Origin of the sequence: Acinetobacter sp. ANC 4173, assembly GCF_004331255.1 — a bacterium.
In the GTDB taxonomy this organism is placed as follows: domain Bacteria; phylum Pseudomonadota; class Gammaproteobacteria; order Pseudomonadales; family Moraxellaceae; genus Acinetobacter.
In genome coordinates this window covers 56,270-75,838 of sequence record NZ_SJOF01000010.1, presented here as the reverse complement: position 1 = coordinate 75,838, position 19,569 = coordinate 56,270, and the positions used below count along the sequence as shown (strand labels likewise).

The 19,569-nt window shown below is 41.0% G+C and carries 18 protein-coding genes and 1 pseudogene; 12 read left to right on the top strand and 7 right to left on the bottom strand.

Annotation, left to right across the window (positions count from 1 at the left end; genetic code table 11):
• The first annotated feature begins 7 nt into the window (after positions 1-7).
• The 4 genes from E0H94_RS12375 (at position 8) to E0H94_RS12360 (ending at position 2,175) form a co-directional block, all read left to right on the top strand.
• On the top strand, positions 8-352 hold the full coding sequence (locus tag E0H94_RS12375; RefSeq protein WP_131265062.1) for a zinc ribbon domain-containing protein YjdM: 345 nt from the start codon (positions 8-10) through the stop codon (positions 350-352).
• Positions 353-467: 115 nt separating this feature from the next.
• Positions 468-836, top strand: coding sequence for a 5-carboxymethyl-2-hydroxymuconate Delta-isomerase (locus E0H94_RS12370; protein WP_131326797.1), 369 nt, complete (start codon positions 468-470; stop codon positions 834-836).
• A gap of 225 nt (positions 837-1,061) precedes the next feature.
• Positions 1,062-1,397, top strand: a complete 336-nt coding sequence (locus E0H94_RS12365) for a YegP family protein (protein WP_131265060.1) — start codon at positions 1,062-1,064, stop codon at positions 1,395-1,397.
• Positions 1,398-1,728: 331 nt separating this feature from the next.
• Positions 1,729-2,175 (top strand): YybH family protein, encoded by a 447-nt coding sequence (locus E0H94_RS12360; RefSeq protein ID WP_131326796.1) that lies wholly within the window; start codon positions 1,729-1,731, stop codon positions 2,173-2,175.
• Positions 2,176-2,235: 60 nt separating this feature from the next.
• On the opposite strand, the gene E0H94_RS12355 is transcribed toward E0H94_RS12360, so the two are convergent.
• The 4 genes and pseudogenes from E0H94_RS12355 to E0H94_RS12335 all read right to left on the bottom strand — a co-directional run bounded on the left by E0H94_RS12355 (position 2,236) and on the right by E0H94_RS12335 (position 5,938).
• Entirely contained in the window at positions 2,236-3,171 is a 936-nt protein-coding gene (locus E0H94_RS12355; RefSeq protein ID WP_131326795.1) for a tRNA dihydrouridine synthase, read from the bottom strand.
• 34 nt (positions 3,172-3,205) lie between these two features.
• Positions 3,206-3,604 carry a hypothetical protein gene (locus tag E0H94_RS12350; RefSeq protein WP_131326794.1) on the bottom strand — a complete coding sequence of 133 codons (399 nt, stop codon included), beginning with the start codon at positions 3,602-3,604 and terminating at the stop codon, positions 3,206-3,208.
• 788 nt (positions 3,605-4,392) lie between these two features.
• A pseudogene (locus E0H94_RS12340) lies at positions 4,393-4,917 on the bottom strand (hypothetical protein).
• Positions 4,918-5,128: 211 nt separating this feature from the next.
• On the bottom strand, positions 5,129-5,938 hold the full coding sequence (locus tag E0H94_RS12335; RefSeq protein WP_131326793.1) for an inner membrane protein YpjD: 810 nt from the start codon (positions 5,936-5,938) through the stop codon (positions 5,129-5,131).
• 138 nt (positions 5,939-6,076) lie between these two features.
• On the opposite strand from E0H94_RS12335, the gene ffh reads away from it, so the two are divergent.
• The 3 genes from ffh (at position 6,077) to E0H94_RS12320 (ending at position 8,201) form a co-directional block, all read left to right on the top strand.
• Complete coding sequence (ffh, locus tag E0H94_RS12330; protein ID WP_131326792.1) at positions 6,077-7,486, top strand: signal recognition particle protein; 1,410 nt, start codon at positions 6,077-6,079, stop codon at positions 7,484-7,486.
• A 173-nt stretch (positions 7,487-7,659) separates the two neighbouring features.
• Positions 7,660-7,821, top strand: coding sequence for a hypothetical protein (locus E0H94_RS19010; RefSeq protein WP_165495609.1), 162 nt, complete (start codon positions 7,660-7,662; stop codon positions 7,819-7,821).
• Positions 7,803-8,201, top strand: a complete 399-nt coding sequence (locus E0H94_RS12320; protein ID WP_413773014.1) for an alpha/beta hydrolase — start codon at positions 7,803-7,805, stop codon at positions 8,199-8,201. Before E0H94_RS19010 ends, E0H94_RS12320 begins: the two co-directional genes overlap by 19 nt.
• On the opposite strand, the gene E0H94_RS12315 is transcribed toward E0H94_RS12320, so the two are convergent.
• Positions 8,177-8,923 (bottom strand): type III pantothenate kinase, encoded by a 747-nt coding sequence (locus E0H94_RS12315; protein ID WP_131326790.1) that lies wholly within the window; start codon positions 8,921-8,923, stop codon positions 8,177-8,179. The genes E0H94_RS12320 and E0H94_RS12315 overlap by 25 nt on opposite strands.
• A 9-nt stretch (positions 8,924-8,932) precedes the next feature.
• Entirely contained in the window at positions 8,933-9,691 is a 759-nt protein-coding gene (locus E0H94_RS12310) for a biotin--[acetyl-CoA-carboxylase] ligase (RefSeq protein ID WP_131326878.1), read from the bottom strand.
• Positions 9,692-9,719: 28 nt separating this feature from the next.
• On the opposite strand from E0H94_RS12310, the gene E0H94_RS12305 reads away from it, so the two are divergent.
• The 5 genes from E0H94_RS12305 (at position 9,720) to ligA (ending at position 17,927) form a co-directional block, all read left to right on the top strand.
• Positions 9,720-10,529, top strand: a complete 810-nt coding sequence (locus tag E0H94_RS12305; protein WP_131326789.1) for a sulfite exporter TauE/SafE family protein — start codon at positions 9,720-9,722, stop codon at positions 10,527-10,529.
• Positions 10,530-10,684: 155 nt separating this feature from the next.
• Positions 10,685-11,380, top strand: coding sequence for a GntR family transcriptional regulator (locus E0H94_RS12300; protein WP_131326788.1), 696 nt, complete (start codon positions 10,685-10,687; stop codon positions 11,378-11,380).
• A 9-nt stretch (positions 11,381-11,389) separates the two neighbouring features.
• Entirely contained in the window at positions 11,390-14,842 is a 3,453-nt protein-coding gene (gene smc / locus E0H94_RS12295) for a chromosome segregation protein SMC (protein ID WP_131326787.1), read from the top strand.
• A gap of 1 nt (position 14,843) precedes the next feature.
• Positions 14,844-15,800: a cell division protein ZipA C-terminal FtsZ-binding domain-containing protein gene (locus tag E0H94_RS12290; RefSeq protein ID WP_131326786.1), complete on the top strand. Its 957-nt coding sequence runs from the start codon at positions 14,844-14,846 to the stop codon at positions 15,798-15,800.
• A gap of 87 nt (positions 15,801-15,887) precedes the next feature.
• Positions 15,888-17,927 (top strand): NAD-dependent DNA ligase LigA, encoded by a 2,040-nt coding sequence (gene ligA, locus E0H94_RS12285; RefSeq protein WP_131326785.1) that lies wholly within the window; start codon positions 15,888-15,890, stop codon positions 17,925-17,927.
• 357 nt (positions 17,928-18,284) lie between these two features.
• On the opposite strand, the gene E0H94_RS12280 is transcribed toward ligA, so the two are convergent.
• On the bottom strand, positions 18,285-19,352 hold the full coding sequence (locus E0H94_RS12280; RefSeq protein ID WP_131326784.1) for an SDR family oxidoreductase: 1,068 nt from the start codon (positions 19,350-19,352) through the stop codon (positions 18,285-18,287).
• Between the last annotated feature and the right edge of the window lie 217 nt (positions 19,353-19,569).

The window sequence follows — 19,569 nt, the reverse complement described above, 5'->3', positions numbered from 1 at the left end:
TTTTTTTATGTCTTTACCAAACTGCCCAAAATGCCAATCAGAATATACCTATCAAGATGGCGACTTATTAATTTGCCCAGAATGCTCACACGAATGGAAAGAAGGTGAGCTGAATCAAACAGAAGACGTTGCTCAAATTAAGGATGCCAATGGCAACTTATTGGTCGATGGCGATACTGTGACTGTAATTAAAGATTTAAAAATCAAAGGCTCATCTTCAGTGGTTAAAGTCGGGACTAAGGTCAAGAACATTCGTTTATTGCCTGAAGCCAGTGATGGCCATGATATTGATTGCAAGGTTGACGGTATTGGGGCAATTAAACTGAAATCAGAATATGTGAAAAAAGTTTAATTGTAAGGTTCTATCTCACTATGCATAGATTGGGGATGAGATCATCCTTTTTCTTGCATCAGTGAGCTATGAAAACATGTTATAACCCAGTTTTCACTGTTTGGGTTGCACTCAGATGCCGCATATTCATTTGGAATATTCTGACAATTTAAAAGACTTTCACTCCCAGCCTATTTTATTAGGTCTAAACCAAGCACTGTTTGCGACCGGTCATGTAAAAGTTGCCACAGACATTAAAAGCCGAGCAATTTGTCAAAGTGATTATTTGATTGGTTTAGGTGAATCGAATCAAGCCTATGTACATGTGAAGGTTTCTTTGCTCTCAGGGCGAGATATCGCTACAAAAACAGAAATTTCCAATCAATTACTTTTAGTATTACAGCAGTTACTACCGAAGCAAACGCATTTGACGGTACAACTATGTGTGGAAATTCTTGAAATGGAAAGCGCTTTTTACGGTAAAACCGTGGTTGTACCTACCTGAGTGACGTGATTCCATCTTGTTCTTCTATTGTTATTGAAGCAAAAATTGATAATCGCCCCTGAAATTGCATGGTTTTAGGGCGGTTTGAATTACTGTGTTACTTACTGGACTTATGTTTGATCAAAAAAGCTCTTTTTTGTTATATAAAAGTCATTTATATTTCTTAGAACTAAAATAGTTTCAAGCAACAATAAATAAATTTAAAACAACAAGAGGAATGACGTTATGTCTGGATGGTTTGAACTGAGTCAAGCAAAAGATGGTCAATATCGCTTTGTGCTCAAAGCGGGTAATGGAGAAGTTATTTTAACCAGTGAGTTGTATAAAGCAAAAGCCTCAGCGCATGTGGGCATAGAGTCTGTACATAAAAATAGTGCTGATGACAGTCGCTATGAGCGTTTAACGGCCAGTAATGGTAAGCCGTATTTTAATTTAAAAGCAGCCAATCATCAGATTATTGGTACCAGTCAATTTTATTCCTCTGAACAATCGCGTGATAAGGGGATTGAGTCAGTCAAAAATAATGGCTTGGTCACCACAATTAAAGATTTAACGGTGTAATCCCAGATTTATCTCAATGAAGCATGTCCATATCGACATGCTTTTTTATTGAATTAAATTTGGTAAAAGCGGCTAGGAAAAAAGGATTTCAAAGCCCTTTAAAATTACCACTTTATTCTCCGAATTATTTTCGCTATAGTTTTTATAGTGTGATGAAAATCACATGTTTTAAGTTTGTGGAGGCTGTAGGGAGTGCACCTTCTAAGACTGTGTATAAAAGGCAAAATGTCTCTGAATGTTTTATTGGTATACAGATACGTTTAAGTCGTGATGCCGTCAAAATCAGAGCTTATGTTGATGATAAGTTGATACACTGTAAAGGAATGACACGATGAGCATAGAAATTACGGGTGATGAGCAAAGTGCCCATGCCATCTTATTAATGTTAAAACAATGGGATGAAGCTGTAGCAAGCATGGATATACAAGCTTTAGCTGATCTTTGTGTCGAAGATGTAAGTTTAATTGATGTAAGTACCCATTTAACGGGTATAGATGCGTACAAACAATTGTGGAGGCGTTATCTCCCAGTGAAAGCTGGAAACATTCGTGTATATCGTGAAGGCATTAAACTTATTGCCCAGCCAGAACTCGCCGTATTGCACTGTTTTTCAAAGGTCGATCAAATTGATGCAATTCCCAATTTAGAAGTGTTTTGGTGCCGCACCACCATTTGTTTTCAGAAAGTAGAGCAAGTCTGGAAAGTGGCGCATCAGCATATTTCTATGCCAATACAACTTGAAACAGGACTGCCTATTTTACTCAGCGAAGTGAGTTAATGATTTTAGCTTGAAACAGTCATGAGATATGAAAAGTATCTCATGGCTTTTATTTGAAACTTAGAGCACTGCTGCTTCTAATTTTTCTACAATTTCATGCAATTGTTTAATACGTTTTACTTCATCCCAAAGTAATTTCGCTTCAGGATAATGCTTAGACATCATGCCTAACCATTGTTTATAGCGTCCAAGCATACCAATTTCGGTTTTGGCTGGGCCGTTAATAAAGCGAATTTGCAAAGCCAATAAATCATTCCAACTCAATAAAGCAGTATCTGAGTTTTGGCGGATACATTGAGTTAAATCGGGAGTCGTGACAGCACCACGACCTATCATTAGGTCTTCACAACCTGACTCTAAGCGACATTGTTTAGCATCAGTATTGGTCCAGATTTCGCCATTGGCAATCACATTAATTTTCAATGCTTCACGAATGGGTTGTAACTGATCCCAAAATGCGGGCGGGGTATAGCCATCGGCTTTGGTCCGGGCATGTACCGTTACCCAAGCTGCGCCCGCATCTTCAATGGCATGGGCATTTTCCAGCATAAAGTTGCGGTCCATATAGCCCAAGCGCATTTTGGCGGATACCGGAATATGCGGAGGCACTGCATCACGCACAGCTTTGACCAACTCGTGTACCACTTCAGGTTCATCTAACAATACCGAACCGCCACGATGACGATTGACTGTTTTGGCAGGGCAACCAAAGTTCATATCGATAGCGGGTGCACCAAGTGCAACGGCTCGAATGGCATTGGCTGCCAACATCTCAGGGTCATTGCCTAAAAACTGCACGTGTACGGGTGTGCCCGAAGCTGTTTTCCCATCGTTGAGTAATTCAGGACAAAACTGATGGTAAATATGATCCGGTAACACAGAGTTGGTGACACGAATAAACTCGGTTACACACCAGTCGAAGCTGCCGACGGATGTTAACACATCACGCATAATCGGGTCAGTTAAGCCTTCCATGGGTGCAAGGATGAGTTTCACGGTTTGAGTCACCAGTTAGATTTGAAGAAGGGTGTTATACGTTTTTTTGTGCAAATTGTCTAGGCGCTTTCTCTAACCAACATTTGAAGTTTTTAAACTTTATATGATGTGGTATATCACCTAGATTAAAAACAAAAACTGATGGATCACCATCAGTATCATCACCATTAAAATATGCAGCCCAATCTACTAAATACGCAAATGGTATTAGCTTATGCTCATCTTTTTTCTTAATTCGTATGCTAGACCCTGATTCTATTTTTGCATCAATAACGTCCCAATTCCCAACATCAATGTCCTTGCTATTTTGGCTTATATTTATAAATAGCTGAGGGTAGCTAAAATTAGTTGGTAATTCTGGGTCAGAATACAGTGAAAAAGTTGATGTATCTTGAGTAATTACATCTCCTGCTTTTTTAGTGGATTTGTCCAACTTAAGATTAATGATGTTATCGAATCAGACTTATCTGGAGATATCTCACCTTTATACCGCTCAGTTGAATTTTTTTTCAGGAACGCATTAATTCTTGTTTCACGTTGATCATCATCTAATACATCTAAAATAAATTTAGCCATATCTTGTAGATGTTAATATTCATAATTGTTATCTAAATCAAATTTTGGATTCTATACATATTTCAATATATCTATGATTTTATCTTTCACTTTATATCTCGATAAGATTCATATCTTTTTTGATTCTATCAAATACCTTGGAAATAGTTTCGATTTCTCATAATGGTGATTATGAGAAATAAATACATACAATAAAAAAGCCCGACATCCTGTCGGGCTTTTTCGTATCGGTTCGCTTGGTATAACTCCTGTCGTACCTTGCAGTCCTTGTGCGATCTTTCTTATTCTTGTTCTTTGGAACTTCCTGTTCTCTATCTCCCCATGATAAGAAATCCACCTGAGGTCGTATAGCCGCAAAGGGCGGGAATTGTTGTAAGCATATGCGTACACATCAGGTTAAAAACCGCCTTCTTTTTATCCGCAGAAATAGGGGATAATTTCTGGAATGAAAGTAGGGAGTTTTTTTGGAAAAGTTAAAATTGAGTGTTTTTTAATTTATTTTTGCAAGAAATATCAAAACTTCATATAAAAAAACCGACTTATTTCTAAGTCGGTTGAACGAGATCGTTCCAGAGGGTATGTATAAGAATAAGATACTGATCTTAAGGTAATCTTAAAAATGTATTACATATACAGACCATTATATTAAATAGCCCCATTCCAGACTTCATCTAAGCTCTTTAAATTATTGTATGCTTCTTCAAAATTACTAAATTTGAATGTCAAGACAGGAGATGCAAAAGGCTTCTCCCAAATGACTGATGTAACTAGATCATGTAGATGATTCCATGCTCGTCCAAATCTAATCCATGTGACTTCTGTTTAGGTAATAATTTGTTCAACCATAATTACACTGCATACAAGGTCTAAATCATCAGGACAAATTAAAATTGGTACGACTGTAGAGACAGCACCATATTCAGAAGGTTCAGGTTTTAGAAGTTTCCATGCATTACTCAAAGACAGATGATTGTCAAAGTCATATAACCATCCTTGTGCTGGGACTAGAGTACTTGTTTCTTCGATAATATTAGTGTTTTTATTTACCCATATATTTAATGGAATCCCATCAATAGCAAGAATTGGAAATGGTTTAGGATTTCCACTTCCATCTTGAATACATCCACTAATAGGATGTTCATTTAATAAAATTGCTGAAATTAAGTTCATATATTTCGTTTAAATGCTTTAAAGTTTTTCTAAAATTAACACAATACACCTTATACGAAATACATTATATAAGTTATTTATAATCAATAGTTTGATGATTGGATAAAAGCCCAGTTTATATAAACTGGGCTTTTCTATTGAGTTTCACGTTTAATACTTATTTATTGAGTGATGTTCCACATTTTTAATTAACCAAACTGAACAAATACCTTTATCTTCCTAAAATCATTTCCAATACAAACTTAGAACCAATAAAACCAACAGCTAAAAGGAAGAAACCGATCAGGGTAAAACGAATGGCTTTTTGCCCACGCCAGCCAAATTTGTAATGACCAATCAGCAGCGAACCATAGACAAACCATGAAATAATACTGAATGCAGTTTTATGCGCTAAGTGTTGAGCAAAGAAATCTTCAATGGTAAAAAAGCCAAACAGTAATGCTGTGGTCAGTAAAATAAACCCAGTTTGGATCAAATCAAACAATAACGATTCCATCGCTTGAAAAGATGGAAGTAAATTAACCCAAATGCGCTTCTTTTGTTTGTTTTTCAGCTCACGGTTTTGGAACCATAAAATTACCGCTTGAATGGTTGCCATTAGCAAAACAGCATAAGCCGATAAAGACAGAATAATGTGAATATCTAGGCTAACCGAATGCTGTTCAATAAATTGATCAGGTTTACTAAAGGCAAAGCCTAAAATCAGCCCTGTCGCAGCGACAGGAATACCAATTAAATTTAATGCCAGAATGGGGCGATAGGTACTAAAAATTAAACTCAGTAGTAGCATTAAACCTGAGGTAAAGGACATGAGCACAAAAACATCGTAATTGACCCCAAGCGGCGTAAGCATGTCATGGTAAAGCACGCCTGCATGCAGCAGTAGACCCAAGCCCAAAATTACGCCAATAAACCAATGGTTTGGTTCACGTTTCGACATTAAATGCAGGAATAAATACCAAAAGGAGGTGGTATAGGCAATTAAAGCCAAAATGGTATAAACCAAGGGAAGACTAATCATGTCAAACCTTTTTCAGGATGATGAATATTCATTTATATAAATTCGACTCGAACTACAGTATCCTATAGCATCTTATGCATAAATTTTCTATTTTAAGAAAGATTTTTTTGCTACTGGCTATTTTAAGCGGATTTTGCAATGTTTGATACCTTAACAGAACGACTCACGCAGAGTTTAAGAAATGTTACTGGCTCAGGGCAGCTAACCGAAGATAATATTAAAGATACGTTACGTGAAGTACGTATGGCACTTCTTGAAGCCGATGTTGCGTTACCTGTAACTCGTGAATTCATCGCGAAAGTTAAGGAAGAAGCATTAGGCCAGGAAGTGATGACACAGTTATCCCCTGGGCAAGCCTTCGTTAAAATTGTTTATAACGAATTAACCAAAATGATGGGCGAGGCCAATGAAAGCCTTGACCTCGCAGCAAAACCTCCAGTGGTTGTACTTCTTGCAGGTTTGCAAGGTGCAGGTAAAACCACTACGGCGGCAAAATTAGCGCGCTTCTTGCAAGAACGCCAAAAGAAAAAAGTGGCAATGGTATCTGCCGATGTTTACCGTCCTGCTGCAATTAAGCAGTTGCAAACGGTTGCAGGTGAAGTTGGTGCGATTTTCTTTGAATCGGATGCCAGTGAAAAGCCAATTGATATTGCCAAACGTGCTATCGAACAAGCCAAAATCCAGTTTGCGGATGTCTTGATTGTCGATACTGCGGGTCGTTTACATGTCGATGATGACATGATGGACGAAATTAAAGAGCTTCATGCTGCGATTAAGCCGACTGAAACCTTGTTCGTGGTCGATGCCATGACGGGTCAGGATGCGGCAAACACCGCCAAAGCCTTTAATGATGCTTTAGCTTTAACCGGTGTGATCCTGACCAAGACCGATGGTGATGCGCGTGGTGGTGCCGCACTTTCAGTGCGTGCGATTACAGGTAAGCCAATCAAATTCTTGGGTATGGGCGAAAAGCTTGATGCCTTGGAGCCATTCCATCCAGAACGTGTTGCACAACGTATTTTGGGTATGGGTGACGTACTTTCTTTAGTCGAAGAAGTTGAACGTAAAATCGACAAAGAAAAAGCCGAAAAAATGGCGAAAAAATTGCAAAAAGGCGGCAGCTTCAACTTTGAAGATATGCTGATGCAATTTGAGCAAATGAACAAAATGGGCGGCATGATGGGCTTCTTGGATAAGTTGCCTGGCATGAGCAGTTCAGGGATTCAAGATGCGATTGCACAAGCAAACCCTGAAAAGCAAGTGAAAAAAATGGAAGCGATTATTCAATCGATGACCATTAAAGAGCGCCGTAACCCAGATTTGATGAACCCAAGCCGTAAAAAACGTATTGCAGCAGGTTGCGGTATGGATGTGGTGGAAGTGAATAAACTCATCAAACAACACGCGCAAATGGCAAAAATGATGAAGAAGTTTGCCAATCCATCGGGCATGGCAAAAATGATGCGTTCATTGGGTGGCTTGCAAAAGCAATTCGGTGGCGGTGGTGGCATGGGACCGCTCTTTGGGAATAATGATCCCAAAAAATAATTGAAGATCATTTAATAAAAAATAGGTGCTTGATGCACCTATTTTTTATGTCTTGAATTTATAATGAACAACAACGCATCAATATAAAACCATAAAAGTTGTGATTGGTATTTGATCGAAAATGAATAAAAAGAAATGTAGTTCTGTCGAATCGTCCCAAAACCGTTTTTATTGTGCATGGTGAAAATTCATCGCCCGAAGAGCATTGGTTTACTTGGTTAGCACAACAGATCAAAGCTATGCACAGTGTAGCGAAATTGGTTTTTTACCCGATGCAGATGCTCCAGAGTTGGATCTTTGGCAGCAAGCATTCGATATGCAGATGCAAGACCTGAATGAACACAGTATTGTGATTGCACATAGTTTGGGCTGCTTAGCCACTGTATATTATTTGAGTCAGCATTTAAACCATCCAAAAATGCAGGCATTTATTGGTGTGACAGGTTTTAAATCTTTACTGCCACATAAGCCTGAGCTTAATTCATTTATCCAACAAGCAACCTTACAAAGTCGGGTGTTACACCGTCAAATTGCACATCGAATCGCGTTGTTTTCCAATAACGGCGCTGTTGTTCCACCTCCGCTGCAATTTGGACATTTTATGAATGCACAATTGCAGGAAGTGAAACAGGCAGGGCACTTTACTCAGCAGGATGGGTGGAGTGAATTTGTATTGTTACAACAGATTCTTCAGCCTTTAATGCTTTCAGCTTGATGATGAATATAATGTTGTAACCCTTTTAAAAGTAAATCTGCTTCAATGATCGGGTGATAGTGCTGTAAATGTTGTGCAAACAACTCGGCATCACCACCAGTCAATACAAGCTGTCGAGGTGAATGTTGCATGACGCGCTCAATGGTACTGAGCAAGCCCAATAAAATACCATGATGCACCGCATCAATGGTATTTCGCCCCGGACTGAGTTCTTCAAAGGCCGCATCTGGAATTTTAATACCTTTGGTATTTTGAATCAGGGAATCACGTTGCAAATACAGATTTGGCAGAATATAGCCGCCTAAATGTTGCAATCCGTTGGCTAAATCAATGGTCAGGGCAGTACCGCAACTAATGACACAATAGTTTTGGCTAGAATGATTGGCAACTGCCAAGACCTGTAGCCAGCGATCAATTCCTAACTGTGTAGGATCATCGTAGCCACATTTTAAGCCTGCATATTCGGTATGCACTTTAGCAAAGATCACAGGTACAGCCAAACGTTTCAGAATGGACTGAATACGTTGGTTATTATCCGGGTCTAGAACCGAGGAAACCCCGACGTGTTGAATGTTCAAGCCTTGAAAATGCTGAATTAGCCCGAGCAGTAAATCAGCAGGGGATTGTAGATGCAACTCAGCAGCATGTTCCACAACTTGGTCATGTTGCGTAATCCAATATTTGAGTCGGGTATTACCAATATCAAGCCATAAACTTTTCATTACATCATCCTATTCGGGTGCTGTACTGAGTCGTAAACGACCTTGGTAAAAACTTTGAATACCTGCTTCGGTTTCAAGTAGTACTGCACCATCGTCTTGAATGCCGATAAAGGTTCCAGCGCAGTTCCCTGTACTATGTTCAAACTCGACGGCTTGTTGCTGAAAAGCGGCATAACGATTAAAGCGAGCAGCCAGATTATAGCTCTGGTGATCAAACCATTCTCCAGCACGGTGAATCGCCAGATAAAGTTCAGCAATCAAATCAATACGTGAAGTGGCTTGTAGTCCTAGCTCTGTGAGTGACGTAACTTGTTGATCAATACTCGCATCCGCAACAGGGGCAAGATTGAGTCCAACACCGACAATGACTTGGTTTGGGGTAATCGGCTCAATCAGAATACCGCCCCATTTGCCTTGTACGCTGTACAAATCATTTGGCCATTTAATTTGTAAACTCAGTTGCTCGAGGCTGGGCATGTGTAGAATATTCAAGGCAACTTCTAGAGCCAAACGCCCATCTATTGCTGTTCGAGTATTTAGCAATGTGCTTAAATACACGTTTCCTTCGGGTGACACCCATTGGCGTTGTCGCTGACCTCGGCCTTGAGTTTGTTGGGCGCTACACACCAATGCACTTTGTATACCTTTTTGTGCAATTTCACGTACATCATCATTGGTTGATGCGGTGGTCGGTTTGAGCATCAGGACTTCAGGAAGTTGTTGAGCCGCGTGAAGTCGTTGTTGTAGTTGGCGAGTTTCTACATCCATTTGAATCTGAGCATAGTGAAAAATATTTATGGAGTTAATCATATATTTACTGATTGGTGCAATCGCAGGATTTACCGCAGGATTATTTGGTGTAGGTGGTGGTTTAATTATTGTGCCGATCCTCTATATTGTTTTTACCCAACTTCATTATGATCCATCAGTCATTATGCACATGGCACTGGGAACCTCTTTGGCAACCATTATTGTGACCTCATTCAGTTCGGTGTCTGCACATCATAAGCAAGGTGCGGTGCTGTGGTCAGTGTTTCGTCACTTGGCACCAGGCTTAATTTTCGGGTCATTTTTAGGCGCGGGAATTGCAGATTTACTGCCAGGTCAGGGCTTACAACTGATCATTGGTTTTTTTGCACTTTGGGTGGCTTATCGCATGTTTAAAGGGGCAAAAGTACAAGTGGATACCTCACAACAGCTTCCATCGACAGCGAAACAAATGCTGGCAGGGGGAGGTATTGGCCTTGCTTCCGCCATTTTTGGGATTGGCGGTGGTAGCTTAACTGTGCCTTATTTAAACCGTCATGGGGTGGTCATGCAAAAGGCGGTTGCCACATCGGCGGCTTGTGGTTTACCGATTGCTGTGGCAGGCGCTTTAGGCTTTATGTGGTTTGGTTCCAAAGCACAGGTCGATGTACCGAATAGCATTGGTTATATTCATGTTTATGCATTTTTAGGCATCAGTTTGATGAGTTTTGTCACAGCTAAACTTGGTGCGAAAGTTGCTCATCAATTGTCACCTACAATGTTAAAGCGATGCTTCGCAGGCTTGCTCACCACCGTAGGTCTTTATTTTATTTATCAAGGTTTTTCAAAATTATTCTAAAGGTTGGTGATGACTTTTGCTGTTTAAATTGGCTTTTTAGACATAATATTGTCAGACAATGACATGGTGCGGAAGGGTTGAAATCAGTTAAAACTGTTGCGTGAGTCATGTGAAGTATCGTGAATTGCATCTTATAAAAACAAGATAGGAAAAGTATGCAACAAGAAGAAATAGAGAGCCTCTCGGAGCAAATTGCCAAACACATTAGTGAGCAGATCATTAGTGGGGAATTGGTCGAAGGTGAGCGAATACAGGAATTAAGAATTGCCAAAGAGCTGGATGTCAGTCGGGGTTCGGTGCGTGAAGCTTTGCTGCTGTTAGAGCGCACGCATTTGATTCAGATTTTCCCACGACGCGGTGCGATTGTTTCTGAAATGTCGGCACAACAGGTGCGGGCATTATTTGACAGTTGTGCCATGCTATCTGGGCAAATTGTGCAACGGATTGCAGAAACTTGGCGTCAGCATGAAGCCGAGCAATTTCAACAGTTGATGGAGCAAATTCAGGAAGAATGCCGTCATGGGCATACTGAAAAGTTTTATGATTTAATTTTTCAGTATTTGGCACGACAGCAAGAGATGGTGGCAAATCCATACTTGATGAATTTCTATCAGGAGTTGTTGCCTTCGGTCCGTCGCAGTTATTTCTTAACCTTAAATACTTCGCGTAGAGAGTTACAAGAGTCGTTTGAGTTGTTTAAACTGGTGAGTGATGCAATTTTAATCCGAAAATCACAACAAGCCACTTTATTTATGGACGATTTTTGTCGACACTTGCGTAACTTGGTGTTGGAATCTCTAACACGCATGAAACAAATCGAATTAGCATGGGCGCGTCGTTCACGACGTTAACAGGACATTATGCGTTTAAGCAGTTTAAAACTTTCAGGCTTCAAATCTTTTGCCGATAGCACGACTCTACAATTCAAAGCCAACCGTAGTGCGGTGGTGGGACCGAACGGCTGTGGTAAATCCAATGTGATTGATGCCATTCGCTGGGTGATGGGTGAATCCAATGCGCGCCAACTCCGTGGCGGTAGCATGCAGGATGTCATTTTCACAGGGACAGCCAAGCGTAAACCTGTGGGTGTTGCTAGTGTCGAACTCCGTTTTGAAAATACTTATGGCAAATTAGGTGGCGCTTATAATGCCTATAATGAATTGGCGGTTCGCCGTCAGGTCAATCGAGATGGCAAGTCTGAATACTTTTTAAATGGAACCAAATGTCGTCGTCGAGACATTACCGATATTTTCTTGGGGACAGGTTTAGGCCCGCGTTCGTATGCCATTATTGAACAAGGCATGATTAACCGTCTGATTGATGCCAAACCAGAAGAAATGCGGGTGTTTATTGAAGAGGCGGCAGGGGTATCTCGTTATCAGGCGCGCCGTCGTGAGACCTTATTACACTTAGATCACACTACTCATAATTTATCTCGATTAGATGATATTGCCCAAGAGCTTAAATCTCAGTTAAAAACTTTAAAGCGTCAGTCTGAAACGGCGATTCAATATAAAGCATTAGAAAAAACCATTCGTCGCATTAAAGTCGAAGTGCTGTCTTTCCAATGCGAACAAAGCAGTCGTTTGCAGCAGGAATATACGGTGCAAATGAATGAGTTGGGTGATCAGTTTAAATTGGTACGCTCAGATTTAACCACTTTGGAACATGATTTAAGTTCGACCAGTGAGTTATTTCAGCGTCTGATTCAACAATCGACGCCATTGCAAAATGAATGGCAGCAAGCTGAGAAAAAGCTGGCTGAGCTGAAAATGACTTTAGAGCAAAAGCAGTCACTTTTTCAGCAAAATACCTCAACGTTGGCGCAACTGGAACAGCAAAAGGCGCAAACCAAAGAGCGTTTGCAACTGATTGAATTACAGCTTGAAACGCTACTGCAACAACAGGAAGATCAAACTGAACAATTGCAGCAACAAGACGTTTTAAATCAGCAACAAAGTCAACGTTATCAAGATTTAAAAGCGCAACAGCAGCAAGTACAGCAGCAGTTTGAGCAGCTCAAAGCACAAGTGGAAAAGCAGCAACAGCAGAAAATGCAAATGCTGGCGCAGTCTGAGCAATTGAGTAAAAATATCGTCCGTATCGAGCAGCAAAAACAAACTTTGCAACATCAAGCAGCTCAGATTCAAAACCAAACTCAGCAAGAAGATATTCAACAACTGGAGCAAGACAAACAATTGCTTCAGACGCAGATTGAACAGTCCGAGCACATGATTCAGCAGCAGCGTCTAGAATTAGAACAATTACAGGAACAATCTACGCTGCAAAAGAGTCAGGTGCTGCAATTAAAATCTGAGATGCAGGTGTTGCAGTCTGAACAGAAAAATTTAACCCAACTCTTGGTCAAGCAAAGTCCTGAATCACACAATGCCAATGTGCAATTGATGCAGACCTTGAAGTTGACTGAACAGGGCAAACCACATGCGCAGTTGATCGAGAAATTCCTTGCCAAGTGGCTGTCGGCGGAAGTGCTAGATGCAGAGACTGAATTTCAAGCGAGCATTGCGCGTCAGCTTAAAATGAGCGTCGCACGCAGTAAACTTGCAGTGGCTGAATTACCATGTTTGGCAGATTGGATTGCCTCTGCACAGCATTCACTGTGGAATCAGGTTGCCATTGCGACGACACTGAGTGAAGCTCTGTCTTATCAATCTCAGCTTCAGCAAGGCCAGTCAATCTTAAGTTTAGATGGTTATCATGTTGCGGCGGATTGGGTGATTGGCTTGCTTTATGATGAAAGCAGTCAAGCGGGTCAGGGGGCACTGAGCCATCGGATTCGTTTAGAAAGCATTGAGATTGAACTGAATAATTTACAGACACAGTATGAGCTGGCGGATCAGCAATTACCGAGTCTGCAACAACAGATTCAGCAGCTTCAAACGCAGTTCAAAGAACAGCAAGGATTACTCAAACAGCAGCAACAGTCTTTACAACAGTTGGATGTGAGCATTGCCAAGTTGCAGAGTAGTGTGCAGGCTTTTGCCGTTCAGCAGCAACAATTGTGTGACCAGTTGCAACAGTTGGATGAGCAGCTTGAAGAAGATGCCATGCAAAAGGATGATCTGGAAATTGATTTGCATGCACTGACTTTAAAGCTAGAACAGGTCTTACCCCACTATAAAACCACGCAATTCCAACTGGATGAATTGACTGAGCAATTGGAGTTGGCACAGCAACAAAGTTTACAGTCGCAACAAGAACTGGAAGTGCTACGCCGTCAAAATACGCAAACGCAGCAGCAAATTGAACTGTTGGAAAAAGATAGTTCTTTTCTGAAAACGCAAAATCAGCAAATTGGTCAGCAGATGGAGCAGGCAAAGAAGTTTGTTGATCCAGTTCAGTTGGAGCTTCCGAGTTTGGAGTCACAATTTGCTGAGCAATCTCAGCAAACCGAGAAATTACAAAAAACATGGCATGCATGGCAGCTTGAGTTGAACAGTGTGCAACAAAAGCAACAGCAAGTGACCGAGCAGCGCCAGCAACAGCAACAGCAAGATGAACGTTTACGGACTGAACTGGAAGAAAAGCGGTTGTCATGGCAGGCAGCCAAGTCTGACTTTCAACACTATTCTGAACAGCTGAAAGCGATGGACAGTGAATTAATCACGGGCTTAAACATTGATTTAGTTGCACATCAAGCACAATTGGAAAAAGCTCAACAACAATTTGCTAAATTGGGCGCAGTCAATTTAGCGGCTTCAGAAGAATATGAAGAAGTGTCCAAGCGCTTCGATGAACTGAGTCATCAAATTGAAGACTTAGAAAAAACAGTTGCACAACTTCAAGCCGCAATGAAAAGTATTGATCAGGAAACACGTAAGTTATTTATGACCACGTTTGATCAGGTCAATACGGAATTGCAGGAATTATTTCCAAAAGTTTTTAATGGTGGCGAAGCTTGCCTCACTTTAGAAGATGATTGGCAATCTGGCGTTAAACTCATGGCGCGTCCACCAGGTAAACGTAATAGTTCCTTGGCATTGTTGTCTGGAGGAGAGAAGGCGCTGACCGCATTGGCATTGGTTTTTGCCATCTTCCGTTTAAACCCAGCACCGTTCTGCGTATTGGATGAAGTTGATGCACCTTTGGATGATGCCAATGTTGGTCGTTTTTGTAATTTGGTAAAAGAGCTTTCTGAACAAGTGCAATTCATTTACATTACACATAATAAGCTAGCAATGACGATGGCAACTGATTTATTGGGGGTAACGATGCCAGAGCCAGGGACATCAAAACTTGTTAGTGTGAATTTGGAACAGGCAAAAGAATACGGTTTAGTCGCGGAGTCATAATATGGAAGTCACAACAATAGTCGGTATTGTTATTGCCGTTATCATTATTTTAATCGGTTTTCGCATGTTGTTTAAAAAAAATGCGAATGCAACACCTTCACTCGAGAGTGAATTGCAGGTGAACTCAGATAGTCAGCTTCCAATTATTCCGCGTCATGTACGCGATCAATTGCAGACCTCAACAGAAGGAACAGAACGCGTTGAGCCAACGCTGAATGATGCTGAGGTGGTTGCGGATCTCACAGAAAAACAGAGCACCAAAGTTGCCACAGAAAAAGACCAAGCTACAGATTCAGTCGTCAATACAGATGTCAAAACCACGACAGAAGCAGCGCAAACAGAGGCTGTGGTTGATACAAAGGTGACAGCGAAAGTAGAAGAAAATGCACCAGTTGAAAATGCAGATGAAGGTTTACATTTAAATGCACATCATATTGAAAAAGCAGAAATTGTTGAATTTAATGAAGAAAGTAGCATTTTAGATGAACATTTACATGAACAGCAACGTGTCGATGAAGAAAGTGTTTTACAAACAGCTGAAGAGTTTATTGTTTTTAATATTTATCCAGAACGTCGTGTATTGACGGGTGACAAGACATTAAAAGTATTGCTTAAATACGGTCTACGCTATGGTGAAATGGCATGTTTCCATCGTTATGATGAAGAACATGAAAAGCTTTCATTCTCGGTTTTACAAATTACCGAAGAAGGGCCTGCTGGGTTTGACTTAGAAACTTTGGCCAATGAGCAAGTCAAAGGTTTAGCCTTTTTCTTGGCGTTACCACATCATGATGTGCAAAATGCATTTGATACCATGGTCAGTATTTCCAACCTGATTGCACGTGAAATTGATGGCACGATTTATGATCAAAATCAGCAGGAAATGACTGCGCAATTGCGTGAATTTTGGCGTCATCAAGCCATTGATTATCGTTCTGGTCAACAGGCAACGGTATAATCAAATTGAAAATGAGAGTCTGACTTTTATAATAGGCAGACAAGATTGTTGAAGGGCGGAAAAACCGCCCTTTTTTATGGTGAAACTATGACTCAGCAAAACACTGTTGTCGCACAAATGCGTCAACTGATTCAGATTCTGGCACAGCATAATCATGCCTATTATGTGATGGATCAGCCCACCATTGCCGACAGTGAGTATGACCAGTTATTTCACCAACTGAAGGCATTAGAACAACAATATCCAGAATGGGTTCAGGCTGATACCCCGACCAATAAAGTCGGTGCCAAGCCATTGGCAAAATTTGAATCGGTGACCCATGCTGTGCCGATGCTGTCGTTGGGCAACGTGTTTAATCAAGAAGAACTGTTTGCTTTTGCACGTCGTATTGAAGAACGTTTACCGAATCAGAAGATTGAATACGATGTCGAATTGAAGTTTGATGGTTTGGCAATTTCATTGTGGTATGAAAATGGGGTGCTCGTTCGTGGCGTGACTCGTGGAGATGGTGAAACGGGTGAAGATATTACCCAGAATGTTAAAACCATTCGTAACTTACCCAAAGTTTTAACGCATGTCTCTGGCGTGGTTCCAACATTGCTGGAAGTCCGTGGCGAAGTGCTCATGCCAAAGTCTGGTTTTGAAAAATTAAATGCTGAAAATGAAGCCAAAGGTGAAAAAACCTTTGCCAACCCACGTAATGCTGCGGCAGGTAGTTTAAGACAGTTAGATCCGAATGTGGCTGCTGCACGTCCACTGGCGTTTTATGCCTATGGTATTGCACAGTGTGAACCAAGTCATGGCTTAGCCACCATGTCAGCAAGTTTGGACTGGTTGAATGCGTTTGGCTTTGCCGTCGGTGAGCGCCATTTCGTTTGCGACAGCATTCAAGCGGTACAGCAAGCGTATGAAAAAATTAACCTTGAGCGTCCTGATTTAAGCGTTGAAATTGATGGCATGGTGGTTAAAGTTAACGATTTAAAACAGCAACAGCAGTTGGGTTTTTTAAGTCGAGAACCCCGTTGGGCTACCGCTTATAAATTTCCTGCGGTGGCGGCATTGACCACGGTAGATCATATTGACTGGCAGGTTGGACGAACAGGGACGCTAACCCCAGTTGCGCGTTTGAACCCAGTCGCTGTGGGAGGAGTTACGGTTTCCAATGTGACTTTGCATAATATTGGGGAAATTCATCGTCTAGATGTCCGTATTGGTGATACGGTCAGTGTGTATCGTAGTGGTGATGTGATTCCGAAGGTGGAAAAAGTCTGGCCCGAATTCCGTCCTGAAAATACCATTCAAGTTGAACTGCCTAGCCAATGTCCTGTCTGTGAATCACCTGTGGTCATGCCCGAAGGTGAAGCTTTAGCGCGTTGCTCGGGTGGCTTATATTGTTCTGCACAACGGATTGAGGCAATTCGCCACTTTGTATCACGTAAGGCTCTGGACATTGAAGGTTTGGGGGATCGTTGGGTAGAATCTTTATTACATTTGGATTTACTTCAAGATGTCGCAGACATTTACCATTTACACGAACACCGTGAAAAAATGCTCACTATTGAAAAAATGGGCGAGAAGTCAGTTCAAAACCTGATTGATTCAATCGAAAATAGTAAAAAAACCACGTTGGCTGCATTTATTTATGCCCTGGGGATTCGCGGGGTGGGTGAAACCACAGCACGAATGTTGGCCAATACCTTCCAAACCCTTGATGCGCTCAGGGTGGCCGATATTGAGGCTTTAAAGAAAACGCCAGATGTTGGTGATATTACGGCAGAGTGGATTGTCGATTTCTTCCAAGCACCCCATAACCTTGAAGTACTAGATCGATTGTTGGCTGCAGGTATTCATTGGGATGCGCCAGTCGCACCGACACGTCAGCCTTTAAATGGTGAAAGTTGGGTGATTACAGGCACGCTCAGCCAAATGGGACGTGACGAAGCAACCCAGATGTTACAAGCATTGGGTGCGCGTGTCAGTGGTAGTGTTTCAAGCAAAACCAAATGTTTAGTGGCGGGTGAAAAAGCAGGTTCTAAACTTGAAAAAGCAGAGAAACTTGGCATTGTGGTGATGAATGAGAGTGAGTTTATTCAACTGATGCAAGATTATGGTCAGTTAGAGGCTTAGATTTTTGATTTGGATCAAAAATATACTGTTCAGATAGTAGCGTTCAGTTAAAGCATGACTAAAACGACTTTTAATGATGAGGGGGTCACAGCGGAGTCTTACCGTATTAGCATCAAATGCTTGAAGTTCGTATGTTACTTTGGATTAGCCCAAAGTAACCAAAGGCTTTAGTCATCAGCAAAACTCGTTCATTGTTATCAATGAATAAAATTGTCGCAGAAACATTTTTTTTCGAATGTGGTGTTGTCTCGAACAGTTGCTGATGACATTTCGTGTCTCATATGCCCTCATCAATTTAGAAAAAGCATAATGCTCGTCAGCTATGAAATTGACTAGTATTATGCTTTTTATTTATTTTCAAGGAATATATTGTTTGATCACACCATCGTTGAGCAATTGTTGAAAGTGCTCAATCAAGCTTTCTTTGACATTGCGATACTGTAAACCTAATTCTTTTTGGCTCTTGCTCGCATCAAAATAAATAGGGTAACCCATATTCAGTTCAACAAACTCACGCCTAAAACCAATGAGTGGACCAATCACTTTAAAGGCCGCTTTTGGCAGTTCATTGCGTGGAAAGGGAAACTTCCAACCAAAATGCGCTTTAAGTAATTGACCAATTTCAAGCAAACTCAAAGTATCACCACTGACGATGTAACGGCCTGTTGCTTTGGGGTTAAATGCAGCCTGTAGGTGTGCTTCGGCGACATCTTGAACATCGACCACACCATTCCACATGGGTGGAACACCAGCGAGAGTTAAGCCATTGGTAAATTGTTGTAAGACCTCAATTGAACCTGACTGCGTATTTGGCGTTAATGAACGACCAAAGACCAATGCTGGGTTAATACAAACCAATTGCCAACGGTTTTGTGCATCTGCCATTTCCCAAGCTTTACGCTCAGCCATCACTTTAGAATATGGATAAGGCTGATGGGTCTCTGAGCTGCTGGTATTCCAGTGACTTTCATCAAAAGTATTATGATCGGTTTTTAAAATATCTACGGCATCGCCATAGGTCGATGCAATACTCGAAGTGAGAATGACGCGTTTGACTGACTCAGTTTCATTCACGGTGTTTAAAACATTTTCTGTACCCAAAACAGCAGGTTCAATGATGTCTTTCACCGCATCTTTATAGTTGGTAACAACGAAAGGTGACGCCATATGAAACACAATTTCACAGCCCTGCATTGCTTCTCTAAATGAATTTGGTTCGAGCAAATTGGCTTTAAATAGTTTGAGTGTTCCTGTGCTGCTTTGTGCAATTTTAGATAAATGCGCGAAGCTTTGAGTTTTGTTCAGGTCACGAACAGTGGCATGTACGGTATAGCCTTGGGTCAATAATTTTTGAATTACCCAACTGGCAATATAACCCGAGGCACCTGTGACCAGTACAGGGGCTTGTGTTGCTAAGTTTGTCATAGATCAACCGTTGTTGTTTTAAGTATTGGCATAGTGTAAGCGCGAATGTGATGAAAGTCTTTGCTTATGGGAAACAGGTATCTAACTTATGCGTCATTTAAGTAGATACTGATGCACGTTATAAAACCAAATTGGTCGAGGTAAATACGACTTTATTAGCCAATTATAGACAACGTTATCAATAAAAATATTAGGAGGTGTGTTTAACGCTTACTCT